General features: G+C 44.4%; 22 protein-coding genes. 16 read left to right on the forward strand and 6 right to left on the reverse strand.

Annotated elements, in window-relative coordinates:
• Positions 1-172: 172 nt before the first annotated feature.
• On the reverse strand, positions 173-2641 hold the full coding sequence (locus QUB35_RS33290) for an ATP-dependent Clp protease ATP-binding subunit (protein ID WP_333146393.1): 2469 nt from the start codon (positions 2639-2641) through the stop codon (positions 173-175).
• A gap of 444 nt (positions 2642-3085) precedes the next feature.
• On the opposite strand from QUB35_RS33290, the gene QUB35_RS33295 reads away from it, so the two are divergent.
• Positions 3086-8425: an AAA family ATPase gene (locus QUB35_RS33295; RefSeq protein WP_333146395.1), complete on the forward strand. Its 5340-nt coding sequence runs from the start codon at positions 3086-3088 to the stop codon at positions 8423-8425.
• A gap of 4 nt (positions 8426-8429) precedes the next feature.
• Here the strand turns inward: QUB35_RS33295 and QUB35_RS33300 are convergent, their stop codons facing one another.
• Positions 8430-8996: a hypothetical protein gene (locus QUB35_RS33300; protein ID WP_333146397.1), complete on the reverse strand. Its 567-nt coding sequence runs from the start codon at positions 8994-8996 to the stop codon at positions 8430-8432.
• A gap of 122 nt (positions 8997-9118) precedes the next feature.
• Between QUB35_RS33300 and QUB35_RS33305 the strand changes: the two genes are divergently transcribed.
• Entirely contained in the window at positions 9119-10132 is a 1014-nt protein-coding gene (locus QUB35_RS33305; protein WP_333146399.1) for a hypothetical protein, read from the forward strand.
• Between the two features lie 41 nt (positions 10133-10173).
• Here QUB35_RS33305 and QUB35_RS33310 read toward each other — a convergent pair whose 3' ends face one another.
• The gene (locus QUB35_RS33310; RefSeq protein ID WP_333146401.1) at positions 10174-10311 is read right to left on the reverse strand and encodes a hypothetical protein; all 138 of its coding nucleotides are present in this window, start codon (positions 10309-10311) and stop codon (positions 10174-10176) included.
• Between the two features lie 127 nt (positions 10312-10438).
• Between QUB35_RS33310 and QUB35_RS33315 the strand changes: the two genes are divergently transcribed.
• Both QUB35_RS33315 and QUB35_RS33320 read left to right on the forward strand, forming a co-directional pair.
• Positions 10439-11539, forward strand: coding sequence for a glycosyl transferase (locus tag QUB35_RS33315; protein ID WP_333146403.1), 1101 nt, complete (start codon positions 10439-10441; stop codon positions 11537-11539).
• 110 nt (positions 11540-11649) lie between these two features.
• Positions 11650-12066, forward strand: a complete 417-nt coding sequence (locus QUB35_RS33320; RefSeq protein WP_333102699.1) for a secondary thiamine-phosphate synthase enzyme YjbQ — start codon at positions 11650-11652, stop codon at positions 12064-12066.
• Here QUB35_RS33320 and QUB35_RS33325 read toward each other — a convergent pair.
• Positions 12053-12568, reverse strand: coding sequence for a heme-binding protein (locus tag QUB35_RS33325; protein ID WP_333146405.1), 516 nt, complete (start codon positions 12566-12568; stop codon positions 12053-12055). The two genes, QUB35_RS33320 and QUB35_RS33325, sit on opposite strands and share 14 nt — an antisense overlap.
• Before the next feature lie 421 nt (positions 12569-12989).
• On the opposite strand from QUB35_RS33325, the gene QUB35_RS33330 reads away from it, so the two are divergent.
• Both QUB35_RS33330 and QUB35_RS33335 read left to right on the forward strand, forming a co-directional pair.
• Complete coding sequence (locus QUB35_RS33330) at positions 12990-14189, forward strand: EAL domain-containing response regulator (RefSeq protein ID WP_333146407.1); 1200 nt, start codon at positions 12990-12992, stop codon at positions 14187-14189.
• Between the two features lie 53 nt (positions 14190-14242).
• Positions 14243-15088 (forward strand): prohibitin family protein, encoded by an 846-nt coding sequence (locus QUB35_RS33335; protein ID WP_333146409.1) that lies wholly within the window; start codon positions 14243-14245, stop codon positions 15086-15088.
• Positions 15089-15624: 536 nt separating this feature from the next.
• Here the strand turns inward: QUB35_RS33335 and QUB35_RS33340 are convergent.
• Positions 15625-16548 carry a LysR family transcriptional regulator gene (locus QUB35_RS33340; RefSeq protein ID WP_333146411.1) on the reverse strand — a complete coding sequence of 308 codons (924 nt, stop codon included), beginning with the start codon at positions 16546-16548 and terminating at the stop codon, positions 15625-15627.
• Positions 16549-16839: 291 nt separating this feature from the next.
• Positions 16840-16980 (reverse strand): hypothetical protein, encoded by a 141-nt coding sequence (locus QUB35_RS33345; protein ID WP_333146413.1) that lies wholly within the window; start codon positions 16978-16980, stop codon positions 16840-16842.
• A 170-nt stretch (positions 16981-17150) separates the two neighbouring features.
• Between QUB35_RS33345 and QUB35_RS33350 the strand changes: the two genes are divergently transcribed.
• The 10 genes from QUB35_RS33350 to QUB35_RS33395 all read left to right on the forward strand — a co-directional run bounded on the left by QUB35_RS33350 (position 17151) and on the right by QUB35_RS33395 (position 25707).
• Positions 17151-18170, forward strand: a complete 1020-nt coding sequence (locus tag QUB35_RS33350) for an RRXRR domain-containing protein (RefSeq protein WP_333146415.1) — start codon at positions 17151-17153, stop codon at positions 18168-18170.
• Between the two features lie 33 nt (positions 18171-18203).
• Positions 18204-19706, forward strand: coding sequence for an APC family permease (locus tag QUB35_RS33355; RefSeq protein ID WP_333146417.1), 1503 nt, complete (start codon positions 18204-18206; stop codon positions 19704-19706).
• 212 nt (positions 19707-19918) lie between these two features.
• The gene (locus tag QUB35_RS33360) at positions 19919-20623 is read left to right on the forward strand and encodes a cadmium resistance transporter (protein ID WP_333146419.1); all 705 of its coding nucleotides are present in this window, start codon (positions 19919-19921) and stop codon (positions 20621-20623) included.
• Between the two features lie 20 nt (positions 20624-20643).
• Positions 20644-21294: a cadmium resistance transporter gene (locus QUB35_RS33365; protein WP_333146421.1), complete on the forward strand. Its 651-nt coding sequence runs from the start codon at positions 20644-20646 to the stop codon at positions 21292-21294.
• Between the two features lie 548 nt (positions 21295-21842).
• The gene (locus QUB35_RS33370) at positions 21843-22508 is read left to right on the forward strand and encodes a hypothetical protein (protein ID WP_333146422.1); all 666 of its coding nucleotides are present in this window, start codon (positions 21843-21845) and stop codon (positions 22506-22508) included.
• 146 nt (positions 22509-22654) lie between these two features.
• Positions 22655-23077, forward strand: a complete 423-nt coding sequence (locus QUB35_RS33375) for a DUF202 domain-containing protein (protein WP_333146423.1) — start codon at positions 22655-22657, stop codon at positions 23075-23077.
• Between the two features lie 91 nt (positions 23078-23168).
• Positions 23169-23678 carry a DUF202 domain-containing protein gene (locus QUB35_RS33380; RefSeq protein ID WP_333146425.1) on the forward strand — a complete coding sequence of 170 codons (510 nt, stop codon included), beginning with the start codon at positions 23169-23171 and terminating at the stop codon, positions 23676-23678.
• Positions 23679-23697: 19 nt separating this feature from the next.
• Positions 23698-23934 carry a hypothetical protein gene (locus tag QUB35_RS33385; protein WP_333146427.1) on the forward strand — a complete coding sequence of 79 codons (237 nt, stop codon included), beginning with the start codon at positions 23698-23700 and terminating at the stop codon, positions 23932-23934.
• Between the two features lie 170 nt (positions 23935-24104).
• On the forward strand, positions 24105-24608 hold the full coding sequence (locus QUB35_RS33390) for a hypothetical protein (RefSeq protein WP_333146429.1): 504 nt from the start codon (positions 24105-24107) through the stop codon (positions 24606-24608).
• 304 nt (positions 24609-24912) lie between these two features.
• Complete coding sequence (locus QUB35_RS33395) at positions 24913-25707, forward strand: sulfite exporter TauE/SafE family protein (RefSeq protein WP_333146431.1); 795 nt, start codon at positions 24913-24915, stop codon at positions 25705-25707.
• Positions 25708-25863 lie beyond the last annotated feature (156 nt).

Below are 25863 nucleotides of genomic sequence, written 5' to 3' on the forward strand. Positions count from 1 at the left end.
CGCCCTTTCTGGACGGGCGGGACGCCCATCCCACAAGAACCATCAAAATTCTAAGTTATTTAATTCTCATTCCTAAGTTGCTTTTTTTTTACTGGTATTTTTTAATTAAAAACCCGGTTTCTCGAAGAAACCGGGTTTTTAATCAACAGTATTTATCCGTTTTTAGAGTGCATTAATGGCTTAATGCGAATTCGGGCAATTTCGGCTCAGATGAACCATCGGGTACTACCTTAACCTGACCGTTTTCATCCACATCAACGATCGCCTTTTGGCCGTCTTTCAGCTTCCCAGACAGCATTTCCTCAGCCAGTACATCTTCCAACAACCGCATGATTGCGCGGCGCAAAGGTCGAGCACCGTAGCTGGGATTGTAGCCTTCTGTAACTAACAAGTCCTTGAACCGGTCTGTCACCGACAAAGTAATACCCTGTTCGGTTAAGCGGCTGAAGACTTGCTGCAACATAATGTCCGCAATCTGCTTGACTTCTTCCCTGTTCAACTGGCGGAAGACGATAATCTCATCCAAGCGGTTGATAAATTCGGGACGGAAAAACTGTTTCAGTTCTTCGTTTACCAAGCTGCGAACGCGGTTGTACTGAACGTCTGTGGCACTTTCAGCAAACTCGAAACCGAGACCGCCGCCACCTTTTTCAATCACTCGCGAACCGATGTTTGAGGTCATGATCAGTAGTGTATTCTTAAAGTCTACTGTCCGACCTTTAGCATCAGTTAAGCGGCCGTCTTCCAAGATTTGCAGCATCATGTTGAAGACATCCGGGTGAGCTTTTTCGATTTCGTCGAACAAGATGACCGTGTAAGGACGGCGCCGGACTGCTTCTGTTAGTTGGCCGCCTTCGTCGTAGCCGACGTAACCCGGAGGCGAACCGATGAGTTTGGAAACCGTGTGGCGTTCCATGAATTCGGACATATCTAACCGAATCATGGCTTCTTCGGAACCGAAGAAATATGTTGCTAGGGCTTTTGTAAGTTCCGTTTTGCCGACGCCTGTGGGGCCGGAAAAGATGAAACTGGCGATCGGGCGATTGGGATTTTTCAAGCCTACCCGCGCGCGGCGGATAGCCCTAGAAACTGCGCTGACAGCTTCTTCTTGACCGATCAAGCGCTGGTGCAAAGTGTCTTCCATGTGCAGCAGCAATTCCGATTCGGATTCTGTCAGCTTGCTGACTGGTACTCCCGTCCAATTAGCCACGATGTGGGCGATGTCTTCTTCGGTGACGATGGGAGAAGTTTTGAGTTGGCTTTTGTTGATCGTAGCTTCGGCGATTTCGGCTTCAATTTCTAATTCGCGATCGCGCAATTTTCCAGCTTTGTCGAAGTCTTGCTCGCGCACTGCTGCATCTTTTTCTTTTGTTACTGCAGGCAGTTGCTTTTTGAGCTCTTTAACTTCGGGCGGGGTTTGCGAATTCATCACGCGGACGCGGGAACCTGCTTCGTCAATTAAGTCGATCGCCTTGTCTGGCAAAAACCGATCGTTAATGTATCTGTCTGACAGTGTGGCCGCTGCTTCTAAAGCTGCGTCGGAAATTGTCAGTCTGTGATGCTGTTCGTAAGCCGATCGCAACCCGTACAATATTTCTATTGTTTCAGCCACGCTCGGTTCACCGACTTTGATCGGTTGGAAGCGCCGTTCTAAGGCAGCGTCGCGCTCGATGTGTTTGCGATATTCGTCCAGGGTAGTTGCGCCGACACACTGCAATTCGCCTCTGGCAAGGGCTGGTTTGAGCATATTGGATGCGTCCATGCTACCTTGAATTGCGCCTGCACCGACTAAGGTGTGAATTTCATCGATGACCAGAATGATGTTGCCGGCAGCGCGAATTTCGGCCATGATTTTCGTCAGCCGTTCTTCAAATTCGCCTCGGAACTTTGTACCAGCAATCAGCGAACCCATATCGAGGCTGATTACTTGTTTGTCTTCTAAAATTTCCGGGACGTTTCTATTAACAATCCGCTGGGCTAAGCCTTCGGCGAGGGCGGTTTTGCCGACTCCCGGTTCGCCGACTAACACTGGATTGTTCTTCGTGCGGCGGCCGAGGACTTGGATCACGCGCTCGATTTCATTTTCGCGGCCCACTACGGGATCGAGTTTGCCGGCTGCGGCTAACTTAGTCAGGTTTGTGCCAAATTCTTCTAAAGTCGGGATTTTGCGATCGCCGCTATCTCCCCTACCTCCGGGTACCGCCGCGACTTCTCCCACGGCACGAATTACCTGGGTGCGGACTCTCTGGCGATCGATTCCCAAGTTTTGCAGCACCTTCGCCGCCACCCCTTCATCGTCCTGAATCAACCCTAGCAGGATGTGCTCGGTGCCGATGTAATTGTGCCCTAACTGCCGCGCTTCGTTGAGGGCCGTCTCAAAAATGCGCTTGACGCGGGGTGTAAAAGGAATTTCCGGCGGGAGGAACCCGGAACCTCTACCGATGATATTTTCAATTTCATTGCGCGCCTCTTTCAAGTTGAGGCCCATATCCAGTAATACTTTTGCAGCGATGCCAGTGCCTTCGCCGACGAGTCCCAGGAGGATTTGCTCGGTGCCTACAAAATTGTGACCGAGGCGTCGCGCTTCCTCTTGGGCTAGCATGATTGCTTTAATGGCTTGTTCTGTAAAGCGTTCAAACATATTTTTTCTATCCTACTGTCTTGGCGAGGGCTGTATCGCTGCTGGTGAGGAGCGATTTGGAACACTACACAAATTATAGATGTAAATTTTTGTGTATTTCCTTCTTTAACAATGTATCTTGCTAAGGAGGTAGGGACAGTGGGGAGACCCGAATAGTAGGGGTGTGGTTGCCGTCCGCTGTCGATCGGATATTAATTGAGAATAATAGTAGCAAAATGGCTTGATTGCATGAATAATATCATTGTTATGTATAAATCATATTCTTGTTCCAGTAAATTAAGCTTAATTTTTGTTTGCCTAAGTACATGGTTGAATGAAGCATATAACAGTTGCCATGTCAAGACTTTTGACGGTTGAGGGTGGTCGTGCCGTCAGCCAACAGCCCACAGTCAACAGCGAACACAGACTAGAATCACATATATTTTCAACTCTCAGCAGAACTCCATGCAATTTCTCTCGCAATACCAAATCCACTCCACTCTCCACGAAGGTATCGAAACGATTATTTATCGAGGAAAAATCCCCACCCAGCAGCAGACAACCGTACTCAAAATCCTGAAAGCTGAATATCCCACCCTTGATGCAATTACTCGGATCAAGCACGAGTATCGCATTCGCCAAGATTTAGACCATCCCGGCCTAGTTAAAGTCCTTAGCCTAGAAACCTTTGACAACCGTCTCGGCTTGCTTTTAGAAGACTTTGAGGGCGAATCTCTCGATCGCCTCCTGTCGAGACAAAAGCTCGAAGTCATCACCTGTTTGACGTTTGGCATCCAACTCATAAAAGCCTTAGAATATCTGCACCTTCAAAAAATTATTCACAAAGATATTAAGCCAAGCAATATCATCATACACAGCGCAACAGGAATTATTAAACTGACAGATTTCGGGATTGCTTCACGCTTGTCCAAAGAAAATCCCCAAATAAATAATATTAACTCTATAGTCGGTACTTTTGCTTATATGTCTCCCGAACAAACCGGGAGAATGAACCGCACCCTCGACTACCGCACCGACTTTTATTCTCTAGGAATCACTTTATATGAAATGCTGACAGGTCAATTGCCATTTATGAGCAACGACCCTTTAGAAATAGTTTACAGTCACATCGCTTCTCAAGCAATTTTGCCGGAGCAAATTAATTCCGACATTCCACCAGCAATTTCACAAATTGTGATGAAGTTAATGGCTAAAAATGCCGAAAATAGATATCAAACAGCCGGCGGCTTGTTAGCCGATTTAGAAATGTGTTTATATCAGTTAGAAACTACAGGGAAGATAGTCGATTTTACGCCAGGAAACTTAGATATATTGAGTCAGTTGTTGATTCCTCAAAAATTGTACGGGCGGGAAACACAAGTCAGCGAACTATTGGCAGCATTTGAACGTGTAGCTAATCCTTGCGACGAAGATTCTTCCCCTTCCCAAATTGAAGTGATTCTAGTTTCTGGTTATGCAGGTATAGGGAAATCGGCCGTAGTTAGCGAAATTCAAAAACCCATCACCAGACAGCGGGGTTATTTTATTTCAGGTAAATTTGACCAATTCCAGCGGAATATACCTTACGCATCTTTAATTCAAGCTTTTCAATCTTTGATCCAGCAGTTACTTACGGAAAATATCAAAAAATTACAAGATTGGCAAGATAAACTTTTAGCCGCACTAGGCGATGCCGGACAAGTAATTATTGACGTGATTCCCGAACTAGAATTGGTAATTGGCAAACAGCCTGCGGTTGCGGAACTTCCCCCCACAGAAGCACAAAACCGCTTTAACAGGCTATTCAAAGAATTTATCCACGTATTCGCGCGAAAAGAGCATCCCTTAGTCATATTTATCGATGACTTGCAGTGGTCAGATTCAGCGACATTGAAATTAATGGAATTGCTGGCGACTGACCCAGATAGCAAATATTTACTATTAATTGGAGCCTATCGAGACCATGAAGTTAGCTCTACACATCCTTTAATGCAAACAGTAGAGTACCTTCAAGAAACGGGGATTATTCTCAACAATTTAGTTCTGGAACCTCTTTCTTTAGCCCAGGTGACTGAGTTGATTTCTGAGACATTTAATGACTCAGAAAGAATTCAACCTTTAGCGGAGTTAATTTGGAATAAGAGTGGTGGCAATCCTTTTTTCTTGACGCAATTGCTCAACACTCTTTATCAAGAAAAACTTTTGAGATTTGACTTTACCGGGCTGCTGTCTCCCGGAATAAAAGGGCAGTGGCAGTGGAACATTGAGGATATTCACGCTATTGGCATCATAGATAAGAGTGTAGTTGAACTGGTAGCCAGTCGGATTCAACAGTTGCCAGAGACTACACAACAAGTTTTGAAATTGGCGGCTTGTGTTGGGGACAAATTCACTTTAGATGTTCTATCTACTGTCAACGAAAAATCTCCGTCAGTCACTGCGACTGAACTCTGGGATGCTTTGCAAGCGGGGTTAATACTTCCCTTGAATGAGACTTACCTCATTCCTTTATTTTTAGATGGAGAAGCAGGAGCTAATTTAACTTTCGATTCTTCGCGAGTCAGCTATAAATTTTTGCACGATCGCGTCCAGCAAGCTGCATATTCGCTGATTCCTGATGACGAAAAGAAAGCCACTCATCTTAGCATCGGTAAATTGCTGTTGAAAAATACGCCCGCAGAGAAAGTAGAAGAGAAAATTTTTGATATTATCAACCAGTTGAATGTAGGAATTGATTGTCTCAGGCGACAATCCGAAAAAGATGAATTAGCCGGATTAAATTTAATCGCTGGACATAAGGCAAAAGCAGCTAACGCTTATGAACCCGCTGTTAAGTATTTGAATGTGGGAATGTCGTTATTAGCACCGGATAGCTGGGATCGCAACTATAGCATGACGCTGCGGTTGTATGTAGAGACGCTGGAAGCGGAATATTTAAACACCAACTTTGAGCAAGCAGAAGTTTTGGCAGAAGTGGTTTTGCGATCGGCTAAAAACCAGCTTGACATAGTAAAAGTGTATCAGCTAAAAATCATATTTTATCAGGCTCAAAGCCAGATGCTACAAGCTGTTGAAACTGGTCTAGAAGTGCTGAAAATGCTGGGAATAAACCTATTAGACAGCCCAACTATTGCAGTGCCAAAATTGCCGCGAATTGAGGAATTAGAGAACCTGCCAGTTATGACAGATCCTTATCAACTGGCAGCTATGGAAATCCTGACAGCCCTCTATCCTCCTGCTTATATTGCCAAACCAGAAATTGTCTCCTCCCTCGTCTTGACTATGGTCAATCTTTGTATCGATCGCGGTCATTCAGCATTAGCCACTTTTCCTTATACTCTTTATGGAATGATGCTGTGCGGCATCGAAGGCGACATCGAAGCTGGCTACTACGCTGGGCTAATCGCTTTAAAGCTGCTAGAACAATTTAATGCTAGCCAACAGAAAGCTAAGGTTTATGTAATGTTTAATGGTCATATCAGAATATGGAAAGAGTCTACTAAAAATACACTTGCTTCCTTTCTAGAAGGAAGGAATTTTGGTTTGGAAAGTGGTGATGTAGAATGGGCGATTTATAATTCTAAGCACTATATTACTAATTTATTTATGGTTGGAGAACCGCTAGAATATGTCACGGAAAAACAAAGCATTTATATGGATTATTTGATAAAGAATAAACACGAATTTGCCATAGGTTATGCTAAGATTTGGCAATTACTTGCTTCAAGCTTAAGAAGCCAAACAGCAGAGCAAGTACGATTAGTTAGCGACAGGTTGGATGAACCTGCTGTGATGTCGCGTTGGCAGAAAGAAAATAATCGAATGTCGCTGTTTGCAGCTTATGTTGCTAAATTGATGCTGCTTTATTTACTTAAAGATTATGCTGCGGCTGTGGCCAGCGGTAAATTAGCGGCAGAATACGCAGATGGGGCGATCGGCTTAATCACTGTTGGGGTACACAATTTCTACTATTCGCTGGCCCTCCTGGCTAACTATCCTGACAGTGACAATCAAGAAGCAGACTTAGCTATTGTTAACTATAATCAGCAAATCATGAAAAAGTGGGCCTACCATGCACCCATGAATTATCAGCACAAGTACGACTTAGTTGAAGCTGAGAAAGCTAGAATTTTTAGCGATAAACTTGCAGCAATGGATTATTATGACTTCGCTATTAAAGGAGCTGCTGCTAACGGTTACATCCAAGAAGAAGCATTAGCATATGAATTAGCTGGAGAGTTTTATCAATCTTTGGATAAAGAGATAATTTCTCGCTCTTATCTGACCAAAGCTTATTATGCCTACATCCGCTGGGGAGCTATAGCAAAAGTTAAATACTTAGAATCCCGTTATCATTATTTAGTCGATCGCAATCAAGGAGCAATATCTAAAAATGTTGATCTCATGACTGCTACCACTACTGTTGACAATAGCTTGATGCTGGATTTACCAACAGTTGTCAAAGCATCTCAAGCTGTTTCGAGCGAAATTATCCTCAGCCGTTTGCTAGAGAAACTCGTACAGCTTGTGAAGGAAAACGCAGGCGCTCAAAAAGTATTATTTCTTGCCAAGACAGGTAATCAATTATTCATAGAAGCTGGAGTTACAGGTGAGTTAAATGATGTAACTCTGTTACAATCTATCCCGATTGCCGAATCCGAGATTCTGCCCATTTCCTTAATTAACTATGTAGAAAGAACCCAACAATACTTGGTTTTAGACGATGCTACCCGATCCGATCAATTCCAATTTGACCCGTATATTGCCACCAATAAACCCCTATCTATCCTGGTATTGCCGATTATCCATCAAGGCAACCTTACGGGAATTTTTTATTTAGAAAATAATTTAACAAAAGGTGCTTTTACTAGCGACAGGCTAGAAATTTTGGGAATATTGTCTGCACAAGCAGCTATTTCTCTAGAAAATGCCCGTTTTTATACTATTCTGGAAACGCGAGTAGCGCAAAGAACTGAGAAATTGCAAACTGCATTGGAAGAACTCCGCCACACTCAATTGCAGCTAATTCAAAGTGAAAAAATGTCCAGTTTAGGGCAAGTCGTCGGGGGAATTGCTCACGAAATTAATAACCCGATTAATTTTATTTATGGAAATTTACATTACACCAATGAATACGCTGAAAACTTACTAGATTTACTACGTTTATACCAAAATCATTACCCAAATCCCGTGCAAGAAATAGTCAATGAAACAGAGCAAATAGATTTAGATTTTTTGATGACTGATTTCACTAAAATGATAGATTCAATGAGAGTTGGTGCTGCGAGAGTTCGCGATATCGTGCTGTCGCTGCGAAACTTTTCTCGGCTAGATGAATCAGATAGAAAATGGGTTAATCTCCACGAAGGTATCGACAGCACGTTGATGATTTTGGATCACAAATTAATTGATATTCAAGTGCTCAAGGAGTACGGCAATTTGCCTTTAGTGAACTGCTATCCGGGAGAAATTAATCAGGTTTTTATGAATGTACTGACTAATGCTATTGATGCTTTGTCTCGCGAAAAAAGAGGGAGGGAAGTTGACTCGACAATTCAGATTTGCACTGAAGTCGCCGAAGGAAATCAAGTAGCAATTCGCATTGTAGATAATGGTGTGGGGATGAGTTCGGAGGTATTGGGTAAAATATTTGACCCGTTTTTTACTACTAAAGAGGTAGGTAAGGGGACGGGTTTGGGATTGTCTATCAGTTATCAAATTGTGGTAGAACAACATGGAGGAAAGCTAATTTGCAAGTCGGAACCCGGAGAGGGAAGCGAGGTTAGTATTTTCCTTCCGTATTGATGAATTAAAGCCATCGTGAAAGCAACTGTTCAACTACTTTCACAAAGCCGATCGCAATTTGAATCAACGGCCAACCCACAAAACAAATTAACACCGCCCAGCGAGTTTGAATATCCAAACCTTGGCGAACCGCCACAATTACAGCTAGCAAACTCCACACAGCTAATATCCGCTCAATTCCTTCTCCCAGCAAGGGAATTAGCGTTAAAAAATTCAGCACTTGTGGCGCGTAAGCAAAGCCGATCGGAACCAACAACTCCCCATAAGTTACGTGCCCCTGCTTCAGCCACTCTCCGATTTTAAAGATAGTGAAAGTCCAAAAATAATAACCCCCCGCGATTGCCAAACCATCTATCCAAAGTGCTAAAAATAACACTGATAGCTCAGTTCGATTGATTAACAAAATGACAGCGCTGCCCAACACGCGGGACAGCGCAGCTAAAATTACAATTGTTAAAGCTATCCGCTTAGTTCTGCGAGTGTAGGGAGTTTTTTCGTAAAAATTGCCATTCAAAGAAAGTGCGTTCCAAAGGGTTGCCCCCAAGCCTGCAATTGAATCTTCTCCCTTCACGTTGAACTCCTGCTCCTCAAGATAGTTGACAACTTTTACAAAATAAGCTCTAATACAGCAGAATCACCGAACTATTTCTAGATAATTAGGTAATTAATTGGCATTCTACCAGATTTTATTAAATGCTAAGATTGATTTTACGGATACTTGCATGGCTGCGCGGGGGAAGTTTAAATTTGTTGCTCATCGCAGGTGTAATCCTGTTAGTTTGGGGCATTCTTTCGCCGGTGGGAACTGTTATATGGTGGCTGAATCAAAGTGCCGAAACGTTTGGTATCAAGAAAAATCCGCCGGAGATATTGCCCTCAAACAAGGGCAATTTAGAAGCCCGCAAGTCTTCGCAGATCAATTGTTATATCATCTTTTTACCGGGAGTTGGCGATTTTTCGGGGGATGAATTAACCCCTGGTGAAGAGTTTTTTCTCAAGCGTTTAGTTAAAAGTCACCCGCAGTGCGTAGCAGTGGGCGATGTTTTTCCTTATTCAGCGTCTAACAAAAGTTTAGGAGGAGAGCGGTGGCTAGCTCCTTTTTGGCGGTTTGCAGAACAGGCAAAAAGCGGGCCGATTGCGGGGGATATATTCATCAAAATTCGCAATCTCTGGAGGTTTGCAATTTCTCTAGATTATCGCTACGGATTTGCATACAATCAGGGAATGGCTAAGGCAATTATAGAGCGCATGAATGCTCAATCTCCCATTTCAGTTAATCCTCAAAAGCCTTTGAAAGTTATTTTAATTGGCACTAGCGGCGGCGCACAAGTTGCTTTGGGTGCTACTCGCTATCTTAAAGAATGGCTGAAGGCAGAAATTACGGTTGTTTCGGTTGGGGGCGTCTTTTCGGGAGAAAATGGTTTTGCAGAGGCCGATCGCATTTTCCACTTTCGCGGCACCCGCGATTCAATTGAGGATATTGGCGGCATAGTTTTTCCGAGTCGCTGGTACTGGTACGCGACTTCTCCTTTCAACCAAGCTCGTTTGCAAGGCCGCTATGCAGCAGCTTTGAGCGGCCCTCACAAGCACGACGGCGATGAGGGATATTTTGGGGAAAATCTGGCGGCAGACGGTAAAAAGTATGTAGATATAACGCTGGACAAGATTAATCAATTACCTGTTTGGTCTGAGGGTGCGCGCGATTGATGAGTTCTTGTATATTGGATAGTCATTAGTTATTAATTTTGTCATTGTTCGTTCTGCGTCCCTTGAAACGGGAGCATCTCATATTTGCAAAAACACTTCTTTCTTCTTCCTTCTGACTCTTTTCTCCTGGCTCCTGACTCCTGACTCCTAATTCCAATTTCGAGCTTTGCTGCTTTCATTGAGATGCTCCCGCTTGAAACTTGGCCTTGTTTCATTCCAGTCTCTACCTCCAATTCCAATTCCCTGTTTGGCCGATCCCCGATGCCCAATTCCCAATTCCCAATTCCCAATTCCCCCCTATTATTAATGTCTCGACCAACATTATATATTGCCATCACAAATCACGGATTCGGGCACGCTGTCCGAGTCTCCTCCGTAGCTGCAAAAATTCAAGAATTAAATCCAGATATCTTACTAATTATCACAACAACAGCACCTCGCTGGCTGCTAGAATCTTATATTACGGGCGACTTTATCCACCGTCCCCGCGCTTTTGATGTGGGTGTGGTACAAGCTGACAGTTTGAATATGGATAAAGATGCGACGCTGGAAAAATTGCGGGAAATTCGGAAAAAGCAAAATTCCCTAATTGCCAGCGAAGTTACTTTTATCAAGCAAAATCGGGTAGGTTTGGTGCTGGCAGATATTCCTCCTTTGGCAACGCGAATGGCGGCAGCGGCTGGGGTTCCCTGCTGGATGATGAGCAATTTTGGGTGGGATTTTATCTATCGCGATTGGGGCGGGGAATTTGTAGAAATGGCAGATTGGATTGGTGAATGTTTCGGAATGTGCGATCGACTTTTTCGTCTTCCTTTGCACGAACCGATGCCAGCTTTCCCAAATATTCAAGATGTGGGCTTGACTGGCGGCAATCCTCGCTACAGTAACGAAAAAATTCGGGAAGTATTCGGCATCGAAACACCGCTGGAAAAAACTGTATTGTTGACTTTCGGCGGATTGGGTTTAGAGGAAATTCCTTATCAAAATTTACAGCAATTTAGCGACTGGCAATTTATTACTTTTGATGCTGGATCTCCCGATTTGCCGAATTTGATTAAAGTCAAAAATCAGGAGTTTGCAAAATCTTTCCCGATTTTACCGCGTCCGGTTGATATTATGCCTGTCTGCGGGCGCTTAGTTTCTAAACCGGGATACAGCACTTTTGCGGAAGCTTTGCGTTTGGAAATACCTGTTGTTTCTATAAGGAGAGAAGGTTTTGCAGAAGCTGCGGTGTTGCTGGAAGGGATTCAAAATTATGCGGAACATCAAATTTTGACGGCGACGGAGTTTTTTGAGGGGGATTGGGAGTTTTTGCGACAACCGCTGCATCCGCCCTGTTTGTCGGATAAATTGGATAAAAATGGTACGGAGGCGATCGCCCAAGCTGTTGTAGACTATTTTTCATAAGTGCGATTAGAAATCGATCTTATACAAACAAAGTCTACCTCCGCCAACAGAAGAGTTTGGCATCAGTCTCATCCAAAATCTAAAATCTAAAATCTACAATCTAGAATCGAATGAATCACTATCAACAGATACTCAAGATTCAAACTACCGGGAAATCTCTGTCCAAAATCACTCCTAAGATAGAAGATGCGGTGGCGACTTCAGGTATTAAAACAGGACTTTGTAGCTTATTTTTGCGCCACACTTCTGCTAGTTTGGTGATTCAAGAAAATGCTGACCCGGATGTACTTAAGGATTTGGCTAACTTTTTAGCTAAACTGGTACCGGAGGACGATCGCTACATTCACGATGCCGAAGGCCCAGACGATATGCCGGCGCACATTCGCACGGCGCTGACTCATACTTCTGAACAAATCCCGATCGATCGCGGCAGGTTGCTGTTAGGAACTTGGCAGGGAATTTACCTGTGGGAACACCGCCAGCGGGGTCACATTCGCGAATTAGTTGTTCACGTCAGCGGCACTTGATCGGAATTTGTACCTCGCTGATTTTAGTTGCTTCCGGCGTCATCGGGGAATTGTAAAAAAAGCGACGCGGCGGCCCAACTATTTCATATTCAGGATGTTCTTGAAGCCAATCTTTGAGTTTCTGGAGATTATTTTCGTAGCTTTCCCAAGTGTAGGCCCCGCGCACGCCGATGCTGACAACCGTCATCGGCGAAGTATCCGTGATTTCTACAGCGGAGTTAACGCTGCTGGGGGCGATATTTGGTGTGGGATAGAGGAACGAAACTTCAGCTTGGGGAACCGCATCGATTTGCCCGGAAGTTTCGGTGTAGCGCGCTTCTACTGGCGTTGTCATCGCAATTTGGTTGTTGCTGATGTGTTGAAATAAGGGATTGAAGGCGATGCCAGTTGCTTGTCGCAAATCGCCCGCGTGGGTGTAGGTGACAGCGCGGTACTGAGGATATTGCTTAACTTCTATCACCCCAATCTGTGCGGGTTCAGGGAATCCAGTAGGTAATACCATTTGAGATTTAAAAGTTGAGATTTTACATTCAAGAAGGGGGAAAGACTGACTATGCAAGGGTTTGGAACTTGCTTGCAGTTGCATGATTTTTGGCAACTGCTATAAATAGGCTGAGATTGTTTGCAGACAATCGTTCAGGCGGCACAATTAGTTTAGCAGTTATTTAAGGCGCTGCTAACTGTCGATCGCCTAGAATTAGTTGAGAGATTATCAATTAACCTCGTAATAATACGGACGGCACTGAGTAAGCACAGAAACATTAATCTAGTTGTGCTTGAAAAATTAGCGTTTTTCAGGTGTTTGCTATTTGTGTCGGAAAATATTCCGCTGTTTGGTCGATCGAGCTGTGCGTTCTCAGTTATTGGGACGCTTATCGCGTTCAGTAACGCCTATCAATTATACCGCTTTCAGGGAATGACGTATGAAAAAGATTCTAGTGATTGAGGACGAGCAAGTAATTCGCGAGAATATTCTCAAACTCCTCAAAGCTGAAGGTTTCGACGTGACGGGTGCAGAAAATGGATCGCAAGGTTTATATGCGGCGGTGTCAAATGTTCCCGACGTGATTATTTGCGACGTGATGATGCCAGAACTTGACGGGTATGGGGTGCTGGTGGCCTTGCGATCTAATCCTGTTACTGCTACAGTACCTTTTGTTTTTCTGACCGGTAAAGCCGATCGCTGTGAAATGCGGCAAGGTATGGAATTGGGAGCAGATGATTACCTGACTAAACCTTTTACTAAAGCTGAACTTGTGGGAGCGATATCGAGCCGCTTGAAAAAACAAGAAGCTGTCGCCGAACAGTACAATACTTTGCGATCGCAAAGCAGCGAATTGATCCAAGATGCCGACAAATTAGATCGGATAAAAACAAGTTTGTGCGACGCACTGGAACGAGAAGAATTCCAAGTTTATTATCAGCCGCAGGTCAATGTCCACACTGGTAAAATTATCAGCGCAGAAGCTTTAGTGCGCTGGCTGCATCCAGAAAAAGGGCTGATTTCGCCCGCAGAATTTATTCCCCAGGCCGAAGCAACTGGCTTCATTGTACAGTTAGGCGAGTGGGTTTTGCAGACAGCTTGCAGGCAAATGCAAGTTTGGCAAAATGCTGGTTTCCCGCTCCGAATAGCGGTAAATCTGTCGCCACGCCAATTTCACCAACCGGATCTCAGCAGCAGAGTTGCCCACATTTTAGCAGAGACTGGTTTGCAAGCGAGCAGTTTAGAATTAGAGCTGACAGAAAGTTTGATGGTAGAAGATGCGGAAAGTGCGATCGCGACTTTGCAACATTTGAAAAATTTGGGAGTTTGTATATCTCTTGACGATTTCGGAACTGGGTATTCTTCTTTAAGCTATCTGACGCAATACCCCTTCGATACTTTAAAAATAGACCGCTGTTTTATCAGCAATATCACCGATGGTTGCACAAATGCAGCGATTGTCAAAGCTATTATTGAAATGGCGCACAGTCTCTGTCTTGAGGTAATTGCCGAAGGAGTTGAAACAGAAGCCGAAAAAGATTTTCTCTGGCGCTATAAGTGCGATATAATGCAAGGATATTTGTTCAGTCCTCCTTTGGCGGCAGCGGATTTTGAACAGTTGTTGATGGCAGGAAAATAGAAGATTGGTTAAATCAATATTGGTCATTGAATTAAGTGCGATCGGGGTGGAATATGGTTTTAGAATCCAGCAGTAACGTTGACTCACTCAAATCCAGCAATAAAAAAAATAAAGAGTTTTACCTAGCTGTTCAACTAGCTATAGTAATAGTATTTCTAGCTATTTTGTCCAAATTTTTTATCATAGTCAACGCTGGAGAACGGGGCGTGCTGATGCAGTTTGGCAAAGTGCAAGAACAGGTACTAGGAGAAGGAATTCACGTAATAGTTCCCACAGTTTATACTGTAAAAAAGTTGAGCGTCAGGGTACAAAAACAGGAAAGTTCCGCTGAAGCTTCCTCAAAAGATTTGCAAGATGTTTTCACGGATGTAGCGCTCAATTGGCACATTATCCCAGAAGAAGCAAATGCTATTTTTCAACAAATAGGTGACGAAAAAGAAGTCGTGGCTCGCATTATCGATCCGGCAGTTGAAGAAGTATTAAAAGCAGTTATGGCCAAATACACGGCTGAAGAAATAATTACTAAACGGGGAGAAGTTAAAGCCGCAGTTGATGATTCTTTGACCTTGAGGCTGGTTACATATCACATTGCAGTAGACGATATTTCTTTAGTACACGTTCACTTTTCTGAGCGGTTTAGCGAGGCGGTGGAGGCGAAACAAATTGCCGAACAGGAGGCAAAAAGAGGGGAGTTTTTAGCGCTGAAGGCAGTAAAACAGGCCGAGGCTAAGGTGAATTTAGCCAAGGGAGAAGCCGAAGTGCAAAGGTTGCTGCGGGACAATTTGACTCCCGAACTTTTGGAAAGGCAGGCTATAGAAAAATGGGATGGGAAATTGCCGCTGATTGTTGGTGATGGGGGGAAAAATTTATTGGACTTGAGGAAATTGGTTGAGAGATAACAGCCCTGGACGCATCAGCCCAAAGAAACCGGGTTTTTTACCTAATCTGTGACCTACAACGAAGGATTTTCGGAAAAAAACCCGGTTTCTGACTATCGGTGCACAAGTCCCGTACAAAAATACAGGGAATTTAGCTTTTTATGTCGGTAAAAAACCCGGTTTCTTGAGTATTGGTGCGTAATACCAATTTTTTATGAGGTTGCATAGAATCCGATCCCCCCTAGCCAAGAGGGCGGGCACGGGGAGTAGGGGTCGCACCGCCCCTACTAAGGGGGGGACAAGATTCTTCTCAAAGTCAACCCCTACTCCCCAACAACCAGGGGGAGTAGGGGGTATGCGAGGGGGATCGAGATATGTGCAACTTCACATTAAATTGGTATAAGTCCTGAATTACCAATTATATCATGTCCGGTCGATTATCCTGATTCCTGTAGGGGCGGGTTCACCAATAATATTTGCCCCTAACGGACAATCTCACAAACCCGCCCCGGCTTATGTATTATTGGCGATCGATCAGACATGATATTACCCGCACCTTAAGTTAATATCTGTTCAAAGGCTTTAGCAATTCCCGTTTGAAAACGCTGTCGGTGTTTCAGTTTCAAAACAGGTTTAATTATTTCAAAAGATACATTTGAACTCGGTTCGCTAGCTGAAATTTTTATCGATCGCAGTGTAGATAGCTGCAATTCTTTTTTTACCATCAATTCAGGAATAGCCGCTGCACCTGTGCCACTTTCCACCACTGCTTTTACCATTTCACTGCTGTTCAAAACTAAAGTTACATTCAATTCATGGGGATTAATGCCCCAACTTTGCAAAGCTTGTTCCAACATTTGCTGAACTCCCGAACCAGCTTCTCGCATCACCCAATCCGTTTTCGCAATTTCCGCTAAACTCACCTCTGCACGTTCAAACCAAGGGTGAGATTTGCCAACTACAATCAGCAAGCGTTCGCTGCCTATAACTTCTTCCTCCAGAGTGCTCTTAAGCGAAGCTTTGAGGTCTCCCGTCACTAAACCCAAATCAAATGTTCCCGTCGCCGTCCCTGCACAAATTTCTTCGGCATTTGCCAGAGTACAATTCACGCAAATACCAGGATATTTTTGTTTGAACTTGCTAAGTTTATCAGGCAACCAATAATTGCCAATGGTCAGACTGCAACCCAAGTTTAATTCGCCTCGCTGCAAGTCGTTCAACTCCCGCAAACCTCTCTCTGTCAAAGCAACTTGGTCTAGAATTTTCTGCGTTTCAACTTGCAGCAACTTCCCAGCATCTGTGATTTCGATGCGGCGGCCGATGCGGTGGAATAGTTTTACTCCGTATTGCGCCTCTAAGCTTTGGATTGTCGCACTGACAGCGGGTTGGGTGATGTAAAGTTCCTCCGCTGCGCGGCTGAAGTGCAGATGTTCCGCGACAGCTAGAAAAACTCGCAGTTGGTCAAGCGTCATTCCGGCCATGCTGAGGGTTCCTTTACTAAATACAGTTATTTTTTGAGATTAAAATCTCTTGCGGCTAAGCTTTGACGTGAACTTTTCGATCGAGTCTCTGGTACAGGTTGGAATTACCAAAAAAGGACGGTTGCCAGCCGCTATTTAAATTTTCCTTTTAATATCAAGGGTTTGGGCTGGTGGCGACAGATAGGTGTCGTCTTCCAACAGTTCTTTGGCTGCAGCATTGCATCACTTGTATTTATTAATTCGATAAAAAATACCATTTGATTCTACCTGTCAAGAGCCTTAAGGTGATACTTAAGCTTCTAACGCAGGGCCCGATGCTGAAGCAGCACCGACAAGTTTAAGCCGATCGCCAAAAGTCGATCGACAAAAAGAGAGAAGATAAGTCACTAACCCCACCCTAAAGGGATGGGGCTTGTAGAGAAACCAAGCCATAGGTGGAACACAAGCGCAAGTAGGACTAGACAACGGCCGAGAAGCCAATTTGAACTAACTGAAGGTGGCACTTTCATTGGACGTTACAGGCGCTATTCCTAACCCGTAACCACTCCGTTAGTCAAAGTCGAAGGAAATTAAACAGTTAGGCTTATCGCCAAACAAACACCATGCAATACGTTCCTGTAGTGGACTTTGAGCAACGTCCTTTAATGCCAACAACACCCGCAAGGGCAGAGCGTTGGATTAAATCTGGAAAAGCAACACCATTTTTCCGTAAAGGGATCTTTTGTGTTCGCTTAAACGTTGAACCTTCAAATCGTCATACTCAACCCGTAGCAGTTGGAATCGATCCGGGTTCTAAACGTGAGGGGTACACAGTCAAATCAAAAGCTCACACCTACTTAAATCAGCAGTTTCATGCTGTTGATTGGGTTAAAGATGCTGAAGAGACAAGTACAAATGCCAGACGTGCAAGACGTAATCGAAAAACACCTTGTCGCCAACCTCGTCAAAACCGTTCGCGTGGCGCAATTCCTCCCAGCACTAAGGCGCGTTGGCAATTCAAAATCCGAGTAGTCAAAGTTTTTGATACCATCTTTCCCCTCTCCGGTATTGGAATTGAGGATGTAAAAGCATTGACAAAAAAAGGTTGCCACAAGTGGAACACGTCATTTTCGCCTTTAGAAGTTGGCAAAAAATGGTGTTATTCCGAGTTGGAAAAAATTGCACCTCTCACCCTATTTGATGGCTATACCGACACCTACTTAACTCGTCAAAGATTAGGTCTAAAAAAATGTAAGGCAAAGTTATCCAATGTTTTTGATGCCCATTGTGTCGATTCTTGGGTGCTAGCTTACCTGTTGGTAGGTGGCAATATATCACCAGAAAATATGGTGGTGATGGAATGTAAGCCCATCCGTATTTATCGCAGACAATTGCACGTTTTTAACCCTGGGAAAAATGGATATCGCCGTCCTTACGGTGGCTCCATGTCGCAAGGATTGAAGCGTGGGGGGATTGTCAAGCATCTATCGTATGGAAAGTGTTATGTAGGTGGCGAAGATGCGAAAAAATCTCGCATTAGCCTGCACAGTCTTGGTACAGGAAAACGCCTGTGTCAAAACGCAAAGCCCACGGATTGTAAGTTTCTGGCTTACAACTCATGGCGAACTGTAAAGCCGTCCTAAAAGGACGGGGTTTCAAACCCATTTTTCTGATAAATGACTAAGAAAACGCCAAAAAATCACAGTCCCCACGGCTTAAAGCCGGACTGCCTCTCCTTTGGGGAGGTTTTAGCTCAATCCTTTGCCGTCATTGCACCTACAACGATACCAGCATCTAATATAGGGTTAATTGTCGCTCTTTCGGGTAACGGGGCTTGGCTGAGCTTTCTCATCGGCTTGATAGGCCTAGTATTTGTCAGCATCAATATCAACCAATTTGCGAGTCGATCGGCTTCTGCCGGTTCTCTTTATTCTTATATTGTTAAAGGACTAGGCCCGACTGCCGGCGTAATTTGCGGCTGGAGTTTGGTACTCGCTTATCTATTTACTGCGATGGCCGTTTTGTGTGGTTTTGCCAACTTTACGGGTACTTTCATCGGTCATTTAGGCATCCATCCCTCACCGATTACGCTGTTAGCGATCGGGGCCGGCGTTGCTTGGTATGCAGGTTATAAAGATATCCAACTCTCTGCTATGGCGATGCTGTGGCTGGAGGGGGCATCAGTGGCAGCGATTTTTATCTTGGGAATGATCATCTGGGCGCACAAAGGTTTTGCCCTGGATATGTCGCAATTAACTTTGGAAGGCGTAACTCCCGGCAATATAGCGACGGGACTTGTATTAGTAATGTTTGGTTTCTCTGGTTTTGAAAGCGCTACATCTCTGGGCGACGAAGCGAAAAAACCCTTAAAAAATATCCCCAGGGCTGTCATGGGCAGTGCTGTCATGGCAGGCTTATTCTTCATTTTGATGACCTATATTGAGGTTTTGGGTTTTAGCGGTACTGGAGTTTCTATTACTAATAGTGAAGAACCTCTGACTTTTCTAGCGCAACAAGTGGGCATGGGTTGGCTGGGAGAGTTAGTGGCTTTCGGCGCTTTATTTAGCTTTTTTGCTTGCGTGCTCGGCAGCATCAATCCAGCCGCGAGAGTGTTTTTTATGATGGCGAGGCACGGTTTGTTTCACTCTTCATTAGGTGTAGCGCATTCGTCTAATAGAACTCCCCACGTTGCAGTAACGATGTGTACATTTATGACATTTTTGGTGCCTGCTGTGATGTCTATGTTTAACATCAAACTGTTCGATTGTATGGGTTATTTGGGGGCAATTTGCAGCTACGGATTTTTAACCGTGTACGTCTTAATTTCGATCGCCGCACCGATGTACCTGCACAAAATTGGTAAATTGCGCGTGCGGGATGTAGCGTTTTCGGCTGTGGCGATCGCATTTATGATGATTCCGATTGCGGGCAGCGTGGGCATTCCAGGCAGCACTATGTTCCCACCTCCAGAAGCTCCTTACGATGCGTTTCCTTACTTGTTCTTGATGTACTTGGTGGCTACTTGCGGATGGTTTTTCTGGCAACGGCTGCGTTCTCCGGGACTTGTGGGTTCGATGGAGCAGGGTATTGACGCAATTCATGCCAAGTTCGAGGAAGAAAATGCAATTTACGGTGGTGTTCGATTGAAAGCCGTTCCCTTTGACAGCGATCGTTTTTGATTAACAGTTACCAGTTCGCTGTTCCGAGAAAGAGTTTTTAAGCAACGGGGTTTTTACTGATATATTGCAGCATTCTCAATCAGCATTTCAATGGCGGGCTAGAATCAAGAACCCACAATAAAATTTAATTTTTGTGGAACGGGCATCTTGCCCGTTCCGAAGATACGATCCCAGCAAGTACAACCAAATAAAAAATCTGAGGAGACACAGAAATGAATGAATTACTAACAGCTATTTCTACTGGTATGACAGCTTTTACAGCTACGAATCTGGACGATATTCTGATTCTGCTGCTGTTTTTTTCGCAGGTGAATGCAGTATTTCGGCGCAGGCATATCGTCTTCGGTCAGTTTCTGGGCTTTACTGCACTGGTTTTTGTTAGCCTTCCGGGGTTTTTTGGTCGCTTAATCTTTCCCCCAGATTGGATCGGAATGCTGGGTTTGCTGCCAATTGCGATCGGGCTTAGCCGCTTGCTGAATTCCGAAACTGACGATTCGGAAGTTGAGGCAGAATTAGAGCAATCTGAGAAATCTTTTTTTAGCAGTTTTCTGTCTCCTCAAACTTACAGCGTAGCAGCGGTGACGGTGGCAAATGGCGGCGACAATATCGGGATATATGTACCGCTGTTTGCTAGCAATACTTTAGAAAGTTTGGCGGTGATTCTCACTGTATTCTTCGGGATGGTGGGCGTTTGGTGCTACGCTGCTTATCGGTTAATTCAGATGCGGGCGATCGCAGATACTTTGACTCGCTACGGCAATCAGCTTGTGCCTTTTGTTTTAATCGGATTGGGAATGGCGATTCTGGTTAAAAGCGGCACTCTGGCAAGCCCAACTTTAAGTATAATATCTTTAGTTGGTTGCGCTTTCTGTTTGATAACGATGAGCAGAGGTAACGCCAGCGGAACTGAAGTTTAAAAAAATTGCAGGGACAGCACATGAATTGGATTGCAGCAGCGATTATTGCCGGGATTACATCTTTTGCCGCAACCAATATCGACGATATGGTGCTTTCGATGCTGTTCTTCGCCCAGGTAAATGATACTTTCCGCCCCCGGCATATCTTTGTCGGTAAGTACCTCGGATTTGCAGCACTCATCGCTGCTAGTTTGCCCGGTTTTTTTGGCGGTTTAATTGTGCCGAAAGCTTGGATTGGCTTGCTGGGTTTGGTTCCGATCGCGATCGGCATCAGTCACTTAGTCAAGAGAGAAAATGAGGAGAATGACGTACAAGCAGTATCGGGCGAATTTAACCGGAAATCTAATTCACCTGTGTCAAAGCTAGTAAATCTTTTCAACCCCCAAACTTTGAATGTGGCTGCGGTAACAGTGGCTAACGGGGGTGACAACATCGGTATTTACTTGCCGCTGTTTGCTAGCAGCGATTTGCCGAGCTTGCTGGTGATTTTAGCGGTTTTCTCGGTGATGGTAGGTGTTTGGTCTTATGTCGCTTACCGGTTAACTCGCCAAAGGGCGATCGCCCATATTTTGACTCGCTATACCAAGGCTGCTGTCCCTTTTGTATTGATTGGTTTGGGAATATTCATCCTGATTGAAAGTGGTAGTTATCGGCTGATCCCGCCATTTTAATCTCACTAATGATCAGCCAAGCTTCCGCTACTTTCATCCCTCTATAGGTAGATAATTAGCCATAAGTCATAAGTTCTAATTCATCACTTTTCCCTTAACAATTGTTTGCTTAAAACTTGCGCTAAATCGCTTGAAATTTATCAACAAATATGCTAAGTTAATAAGGAAGTGAGTGACCAAGCTAAAACCAGCTTCAAACTAATTTAGCCTCAAGTAGTCACGAAACTTGAAACCATCTTTTGAGCTAGCCAATTGCCAGACTTAGGCAACAATATACCTCTTGTCTCAAGAAATCCTGTAGTGGTGAATCAAACCGAGCTAAAAAATTGAGGATTAATCCCTAAACGCTCGCCCGATCGCTTCGCCACTACCCCACGCCGAGCGACTTTGACAATAGGTATAATGCTAAAAAAACAGATTTTTCGCTTCGGCAAAATTTGGTTTTTCAGGCAAACCAGTTAAAGAGATATCGTTTTTGCCTAAGTCCTAAAATAGCAAGCAAACAGAAAGTTGGAAAAAACCTGACAATCGAGAAAAGGAGAAAAATTGTGAAAATCTTCAAATTTGTTTTAGTGCTCTTGGTAATGACCGCCAATTTAGTATTCGTTCCCCCATCCTGGGCCGACGCTCCAAAAACGCCGAAATATGCGAGCAATCCCGACTACATAGAGGTGACTCAATCTCTGAACACTCTCAAGGCAGCGAAAGACGCACCCAATATCGCCCAGAATTATACCCCTGAAGAACTCCAGAAAAAAATCTCTCAATTGGAGTTTCAAAAATACACTTTAGAAACGGGAAAACCTTGGGGTCAGTGCCGCAACGAGACAGGAAAAACCCTGGCTGTCTACGGCCCGAAACGCAAAAAAGCAGCGGAGTCTTCTTACGAGAATGCCCTTTATTTTCTAGCTGACGGCCAAACAACTGAACATAAATGGGATTGCGATGGAATTTATCTAGCCAGCGATGTCAAAGCAACCGATTTAAGAACGACCGATCAACCTTCAGAAGAATTGACTGGCGGTCTAGCTGTTAAGATAGTTGACGGCACTCAAGTTGTAGCCAGAGCTAATCCCGCTACGGGGGCTGTAGAATTCAACGTTCCTACGGCTAAGGTTTTCCAGCCTGGGGATGCGAATTGGTTTGTTCCTGATGTGACTCAGGCTTACATAGATACGCAAGTTCCCAACGCACCAACTGAGGAAAATGATTAGTTTTGGTGAAGTTGTAATGCGATCGGCTGTTTAAAGCCAGTTGCAACGCAAAATCCCGCCGGGTATAAATACCCGGCGGATAATCACCCCAGCGAAAATATATCGGTTTACCTTCTCATTTCCCGTTAAAATTAAAAGGTTTATCTATGCTATTAAATTGGAAATCCACAAAAGTAATTACAGAAAAGATTAAGCGACCAAATCCGTCGCGGGTGCGGGATCACTTGGCAAACGAGCGCACTTATTTAGCATGGATGCGGACAGCAATATCGCTGATGGGTTTTGGCGTAGTTATCGTGCGCCTTCGCACCTTTCATCCCCCTCTACTCCCAACTCCCGGCAATGGCTGGAAGTTGGGTTTGCTTTTTTCAGCAGTGGGTTTGCTGACGGTGTTATTCTCAACTAAGCACTACTTTGGTGTCCGTCACGATATCGATTACGATACTTATGAACCTACCGATCGCTGGGTAATTCTTTTCAGCCTCGCGATCGCCATCCTAGGGGCTGGGGTAATTTATTATATGTTCACCGTTCCTTCTAGCTCGTTTGGTTTGATGGCACCTGAATAATGGTGGCGGTTTAATATGAAGATTAAAGAGTTCGATCGCGTGCAATTATCGTTCCAACGGAGATGTTGCACCATTGTCAAGAACAGGCAAGATGCCTGTTCCACAAAAAGTGCATTTTCTTGTGGGGAGTAGGGGGTTGGGCATCCTGCCCGCCCAAAAAAGGCTTATCGAGAATGGTGCAAGATGTGAGCTCCCACCGATGCAAGTAGATGATGAGAAAACAAAACAGCAAAATCTGTCGCGGGCGATCGATCGATCGGCAAATGAGCGCACCTTCTTAGCATGGATGCGGGCTGCGATCGCCCTCATGGGTTTTGGCGTCGTCATCATCCGACTTCGCGTCGTGCAAATGCCCGTACATTACCGTCAGGCGATGGGGTGGAAGTTGGGTTTAATTTTCTCTCTAATAGGTTGGGTCACAGTCTTAATCTCAACTAAGCATTACTTCACCGTTCGCCACCAAATTGACCACGATACCTACAATCCCCCAGACGGCATGGTTTTATTTTTCAGTTCCGCTGTGGGCTTATTGGGGATTGGAGTAATTTATTCGATTTTGGCCGCCGCCCTGGGCCCAAGTAGTCTTGTAATACCCGATTGATTGTCAACAGGAGTTAATCATGAACAGCGATACAGTTGCCACGATCGCTTCCATTCTTATCTTAGCTGCTGCTATCTGGGCAGCATTCGTAGTGCTTGAGACAGTCGCGAAAATAGTCCCTAAATTGCTGGGCGTGACAGTCGCGATCGGGCTTTTGCTCGTTTACCTGCAATTTTACTGGGGAATCGACACCGCATATCTTTGGCAAACAGTCAAGCATTTGCCGGAAACTTTCAATTTGTCGATCGGCGCCTAAATTATCACCAGCCAGCATTCTCAACAACCTCTCTCGGATAGATATTTTAGTACCGCAAACAAAGTATATTTAGCCGATTCCACAAAATACGGTAACTAGATTGACTTACTAGACATAACTGATTTGTGCTGTTAAACTACGGTAAGTCGATCGAGTAATGAGCTATTAACGTGGAAAACGCTAAAAAAGTCATTGAAGAGTACCAGCTTGCAGGACAACTAAGCCAACAGTTGCCCGAAGCTAAGGGCTTTAACGAAGTCTGGTTTAAAAAGATCAGAGGCGGGTTGCTTCTGGCAATTGGATATTTGCTATCACCCCTGTGTTGGTGGAACGACATATTTTTCAATCTGCCAATTGCCTACGCCTTTGGGTATATCTTTAGTTGGCTTTCCCCAGATTTACTGTTTCCTTGCACAATTGTCGGCTACTGGCTTTCCAATATTGTGGGAATTCTGTTGATGCAGCTAGGAACTTTAGATGTTTTTACAGACAAACCCAAGGAAAAAAACCTCAAAAAAGAGTTATTGACGGGTTTAGTATCATCAACCGCCTTCACTGTTGTCATTGTGGCATTGATTCATTTTAATGTTCTCGAAACTCCCGATTTCTTTTCCGGCAAGGACTCGGTTAACCTCAGCTATGCTTTACCTGTGACGCTCGTCACTTCCAGGTAGAAAGCCGAATATAAACCCCATAAATGAATCCAGGGTTTTTCATCAGTTACACAGGTACCTATAAGAAAATCAGGGAGCTTTTACACTACATTTTTTGTAGTTTTGTTGATTTGCATTTACTTACTTTAACCAAGATTTTTGTAGCTTAAGACGCGAGAAATCTCAAGCCTTTAAAAGCAAAACTCCTGGCAACGCATATTGAAATGCAAGCGATATTTAGCCTGTGTAGCTGTGTTGTTCTAGCCACCCAAGTTATCTATTTGTTGGTTGGCAGCGCTTAAATACACAGTTTTTGGGCATAACCGTGAACTACTTATTACTATCGTTTCTCAGCTTTTTCGTGGGCATTATCGTTGGTTTGACCGGAGTTGGCGGAGCGTCGCTCATCACCCCAATGTTAATTTTTGTTTTCCAAATTCCAGCATCAATTGCTATTAGTTCGGATGTCGTAGCTGCCACACTGATGAAAGTTGTTGGCGGCTTCAAACACTGGCAGCAAAAGACCCTCGACTTGCAAATAGTTAAGTGGCTGGCTTTGGGCAGCGTGCCCGGTTCGCTGACTGGCGTGTGGATTTTACACTGCATCAAATCCAGCGGAAGTCAGGACTTAGACAGCATATTGCTGCGCTGTCTCGGAGTAGGGATCGCACTAATTGTCGCTTTATCGCTGACCAAATTAGTGGTCAAAACATTTTTCCCTAGTTTTAAATTGCCTTCCCCCGCTAAATGGGACTTAAATACTAATTATGGCCGTATTTGTACAGTGAGTGCGGCAGCAATTTTAGGCTGCATAGTGGGAATCACTAGCGTGTCTTCCGGTGCGATGTTTGCACTGTTGCTGATTGCTTTTTTCCGCCTGGATACTTCTAAATTGGTGGGTACAGATATTTCGCAGGCGGCAATTTTGTTGATGTTTACATCTCTGGGACACCTCAGCCTCGGAACGGTAGACTGGAGTTTAGTTTTGCCGATTTGGTTGGGTTCGGTGCCGGGAGTTTTAGTGGGTGCTAAATTCTGCCAAATTATGCCTCAACGCCCGCTAAAGTTGGTTATTTACGGAATGTTGGCGATGGCTAGTTGGAAGTTGTATCAAGTCTGAAAAGTAGGGGTAGTGCCGGGCCCATTGCTGTCAACAATCCCCTAAAAACCTTTGTATATCTTGTTGATAGCTGAGTCTAGATCCCCCTAAATCCCCCTTAAGAAGGGGGACTTTGAGAAGAATCTTGTCCCCCCCTTATTAAGGGGGGTTAGGGGG

Source organism: Microcoleus sp. B13-B6 (genome assembly GCF_036705405.1).
In the GTDB taxonomy this organism is placed as follows: Bacteria; Cyanobacteriota; Cyanobacteriia; order Cyanobacteriales; family Microcoleaceae; genus Microcoleus.

What these genes read in the sequence shown, in the direction of transcription:
- QUB35_RS33290 (WP_333146393.1), bottom strand. Translation starts at nt 2,641, where the DNA reads ATGTTTGAACGCTTTACAGAACAAGCCATTAAAGCAATCATGCTAGCC.
- QUB35_RS33295 (WP_333146395.1), top strand. Translation starts at nt 3,086, where the DNA reads ATGCAATTTCTCTCGCAATACCAAATCCACTCCACTCTCCACGAAGGT.
- QUB35_RS33305 (WP_333146399.1), top strand. Translation starts at nt 9,119, where the DNA reads ATGCTAAGATTGATTTTACGGATACTTGCATGGCTGCGCGGGGGAAGT.
- QUB35_RS33310 (WP_333146401.1), bottom strand. Translation starts at nt 10,311, where the DNA reads ATGAAAGCAGCAAAGCTCGAAATTGGAATTAGGAGTCAGGAGTCAGGA.
- QUB35_RS33315 (WP_333146403.1), top strand. Translation starts at nt 10,439, where the DNA reads ATGTCTCGACCAACATTATATATTGCCATCACAAATCACGGATTCGGG.
- QUB35_RS33320 (WP_333102699.1), top strand. Translation starts at nt 11,650, where the DNA reads ATGAATCACTATCAACAGATACTCAAGATTCAAACTACCGGGAAATCT.
- QUB35_RS33325 (WP_333146405.1), bottom strand. Translation starts at nt 12,568, where the DNA reads ATGGTATTACCTACTGGATTCCCTGAACCCGCACAGATTGGGGTGATA.
- QUB35_RS33330 (WP_333146407.1), top strand. Translation starts at nt 12,990, where the DNA reads ATGAAAAAGATTCTAGTGATTGAGGACGAGCAAGTAATTCGCGAGAAT.
- QUB35_RS33335 (WP_333146409.1), top strand. Translation starts at nt 14,243, where the DNA reads ATGGTTTTAGAATCCAGCAGTAACGTTGACTCACTCAAATCCAGCAAT.
- QUB35_RS33340 (WP_333146411.1), bottom strand. Translation starts at nt 16,548, where the DNA reads ATGGCCGGAATGACGCTTGACCAACTGCGAGTTTTTCTAGCTGTCGCG.
- QUB35_RS33345 (WP_333146413.1), bottom strand. Translation starts at nt 16,980, where the DNA reads ATGGCTTGGTTTCTCTACAAGCCCCATCCCTTTAGGGTGGGGTTAGTG.
- QUB35_RS33350 (WP_333146415.1), top strand. Translation starts at nt 17,151, where the DNA reads ATGCAATACGTTCCTGTAGTGGACTTTGAGCAACGTCCTTTAATGCCA.
- QUB35_RS33355 (WP_333146417.1), top strand. Translation starts at nt 18,204, where the DNA reads ATGACTAAGAAAACGCCAAAAAATCACAGTCCCCACGGCTTAAAGCCG.
- QUB35_RS33360 (WP_333146419.1), top strand. Translation starts at nt 19,919, where the DNA reads ATGAATGAATTACTAACAGCTATTTCTACTGGTATGACAGCTTTTACA.
- QUB35_RS33365 (WP_333146421.1), top strand. Translation starts at nt 20,644, where the DNA reads ATGAATTGGATTGCAGCAGCGATTATTGCCGGGATTACATCTTTTGCC.
- QUB35_RS33375 (WP_333146423.1), top strand. Translation starts at nt 22,655, where the DNA reads ATGCTATTAAATTGGAAATCCACAAAAGTAATTACAGAAAAGATTAAG.
- QUB35_RS33380 (WP_333146425.1), top strand. Translation starts at nt 23,169, where the DNA reads ATGCCTGTTCCACAAAAAGTGCATTTTCTTGTGGGGAGTAGGGGGTTG.
- QUB35_RS33385 (WP_333146427.1), top strand. Translation starts at nt 23,698, where the DNA reads ATGAACAGCGATACAGTTGCCACGATCGCTTCCATTCTTATCTTAGCT.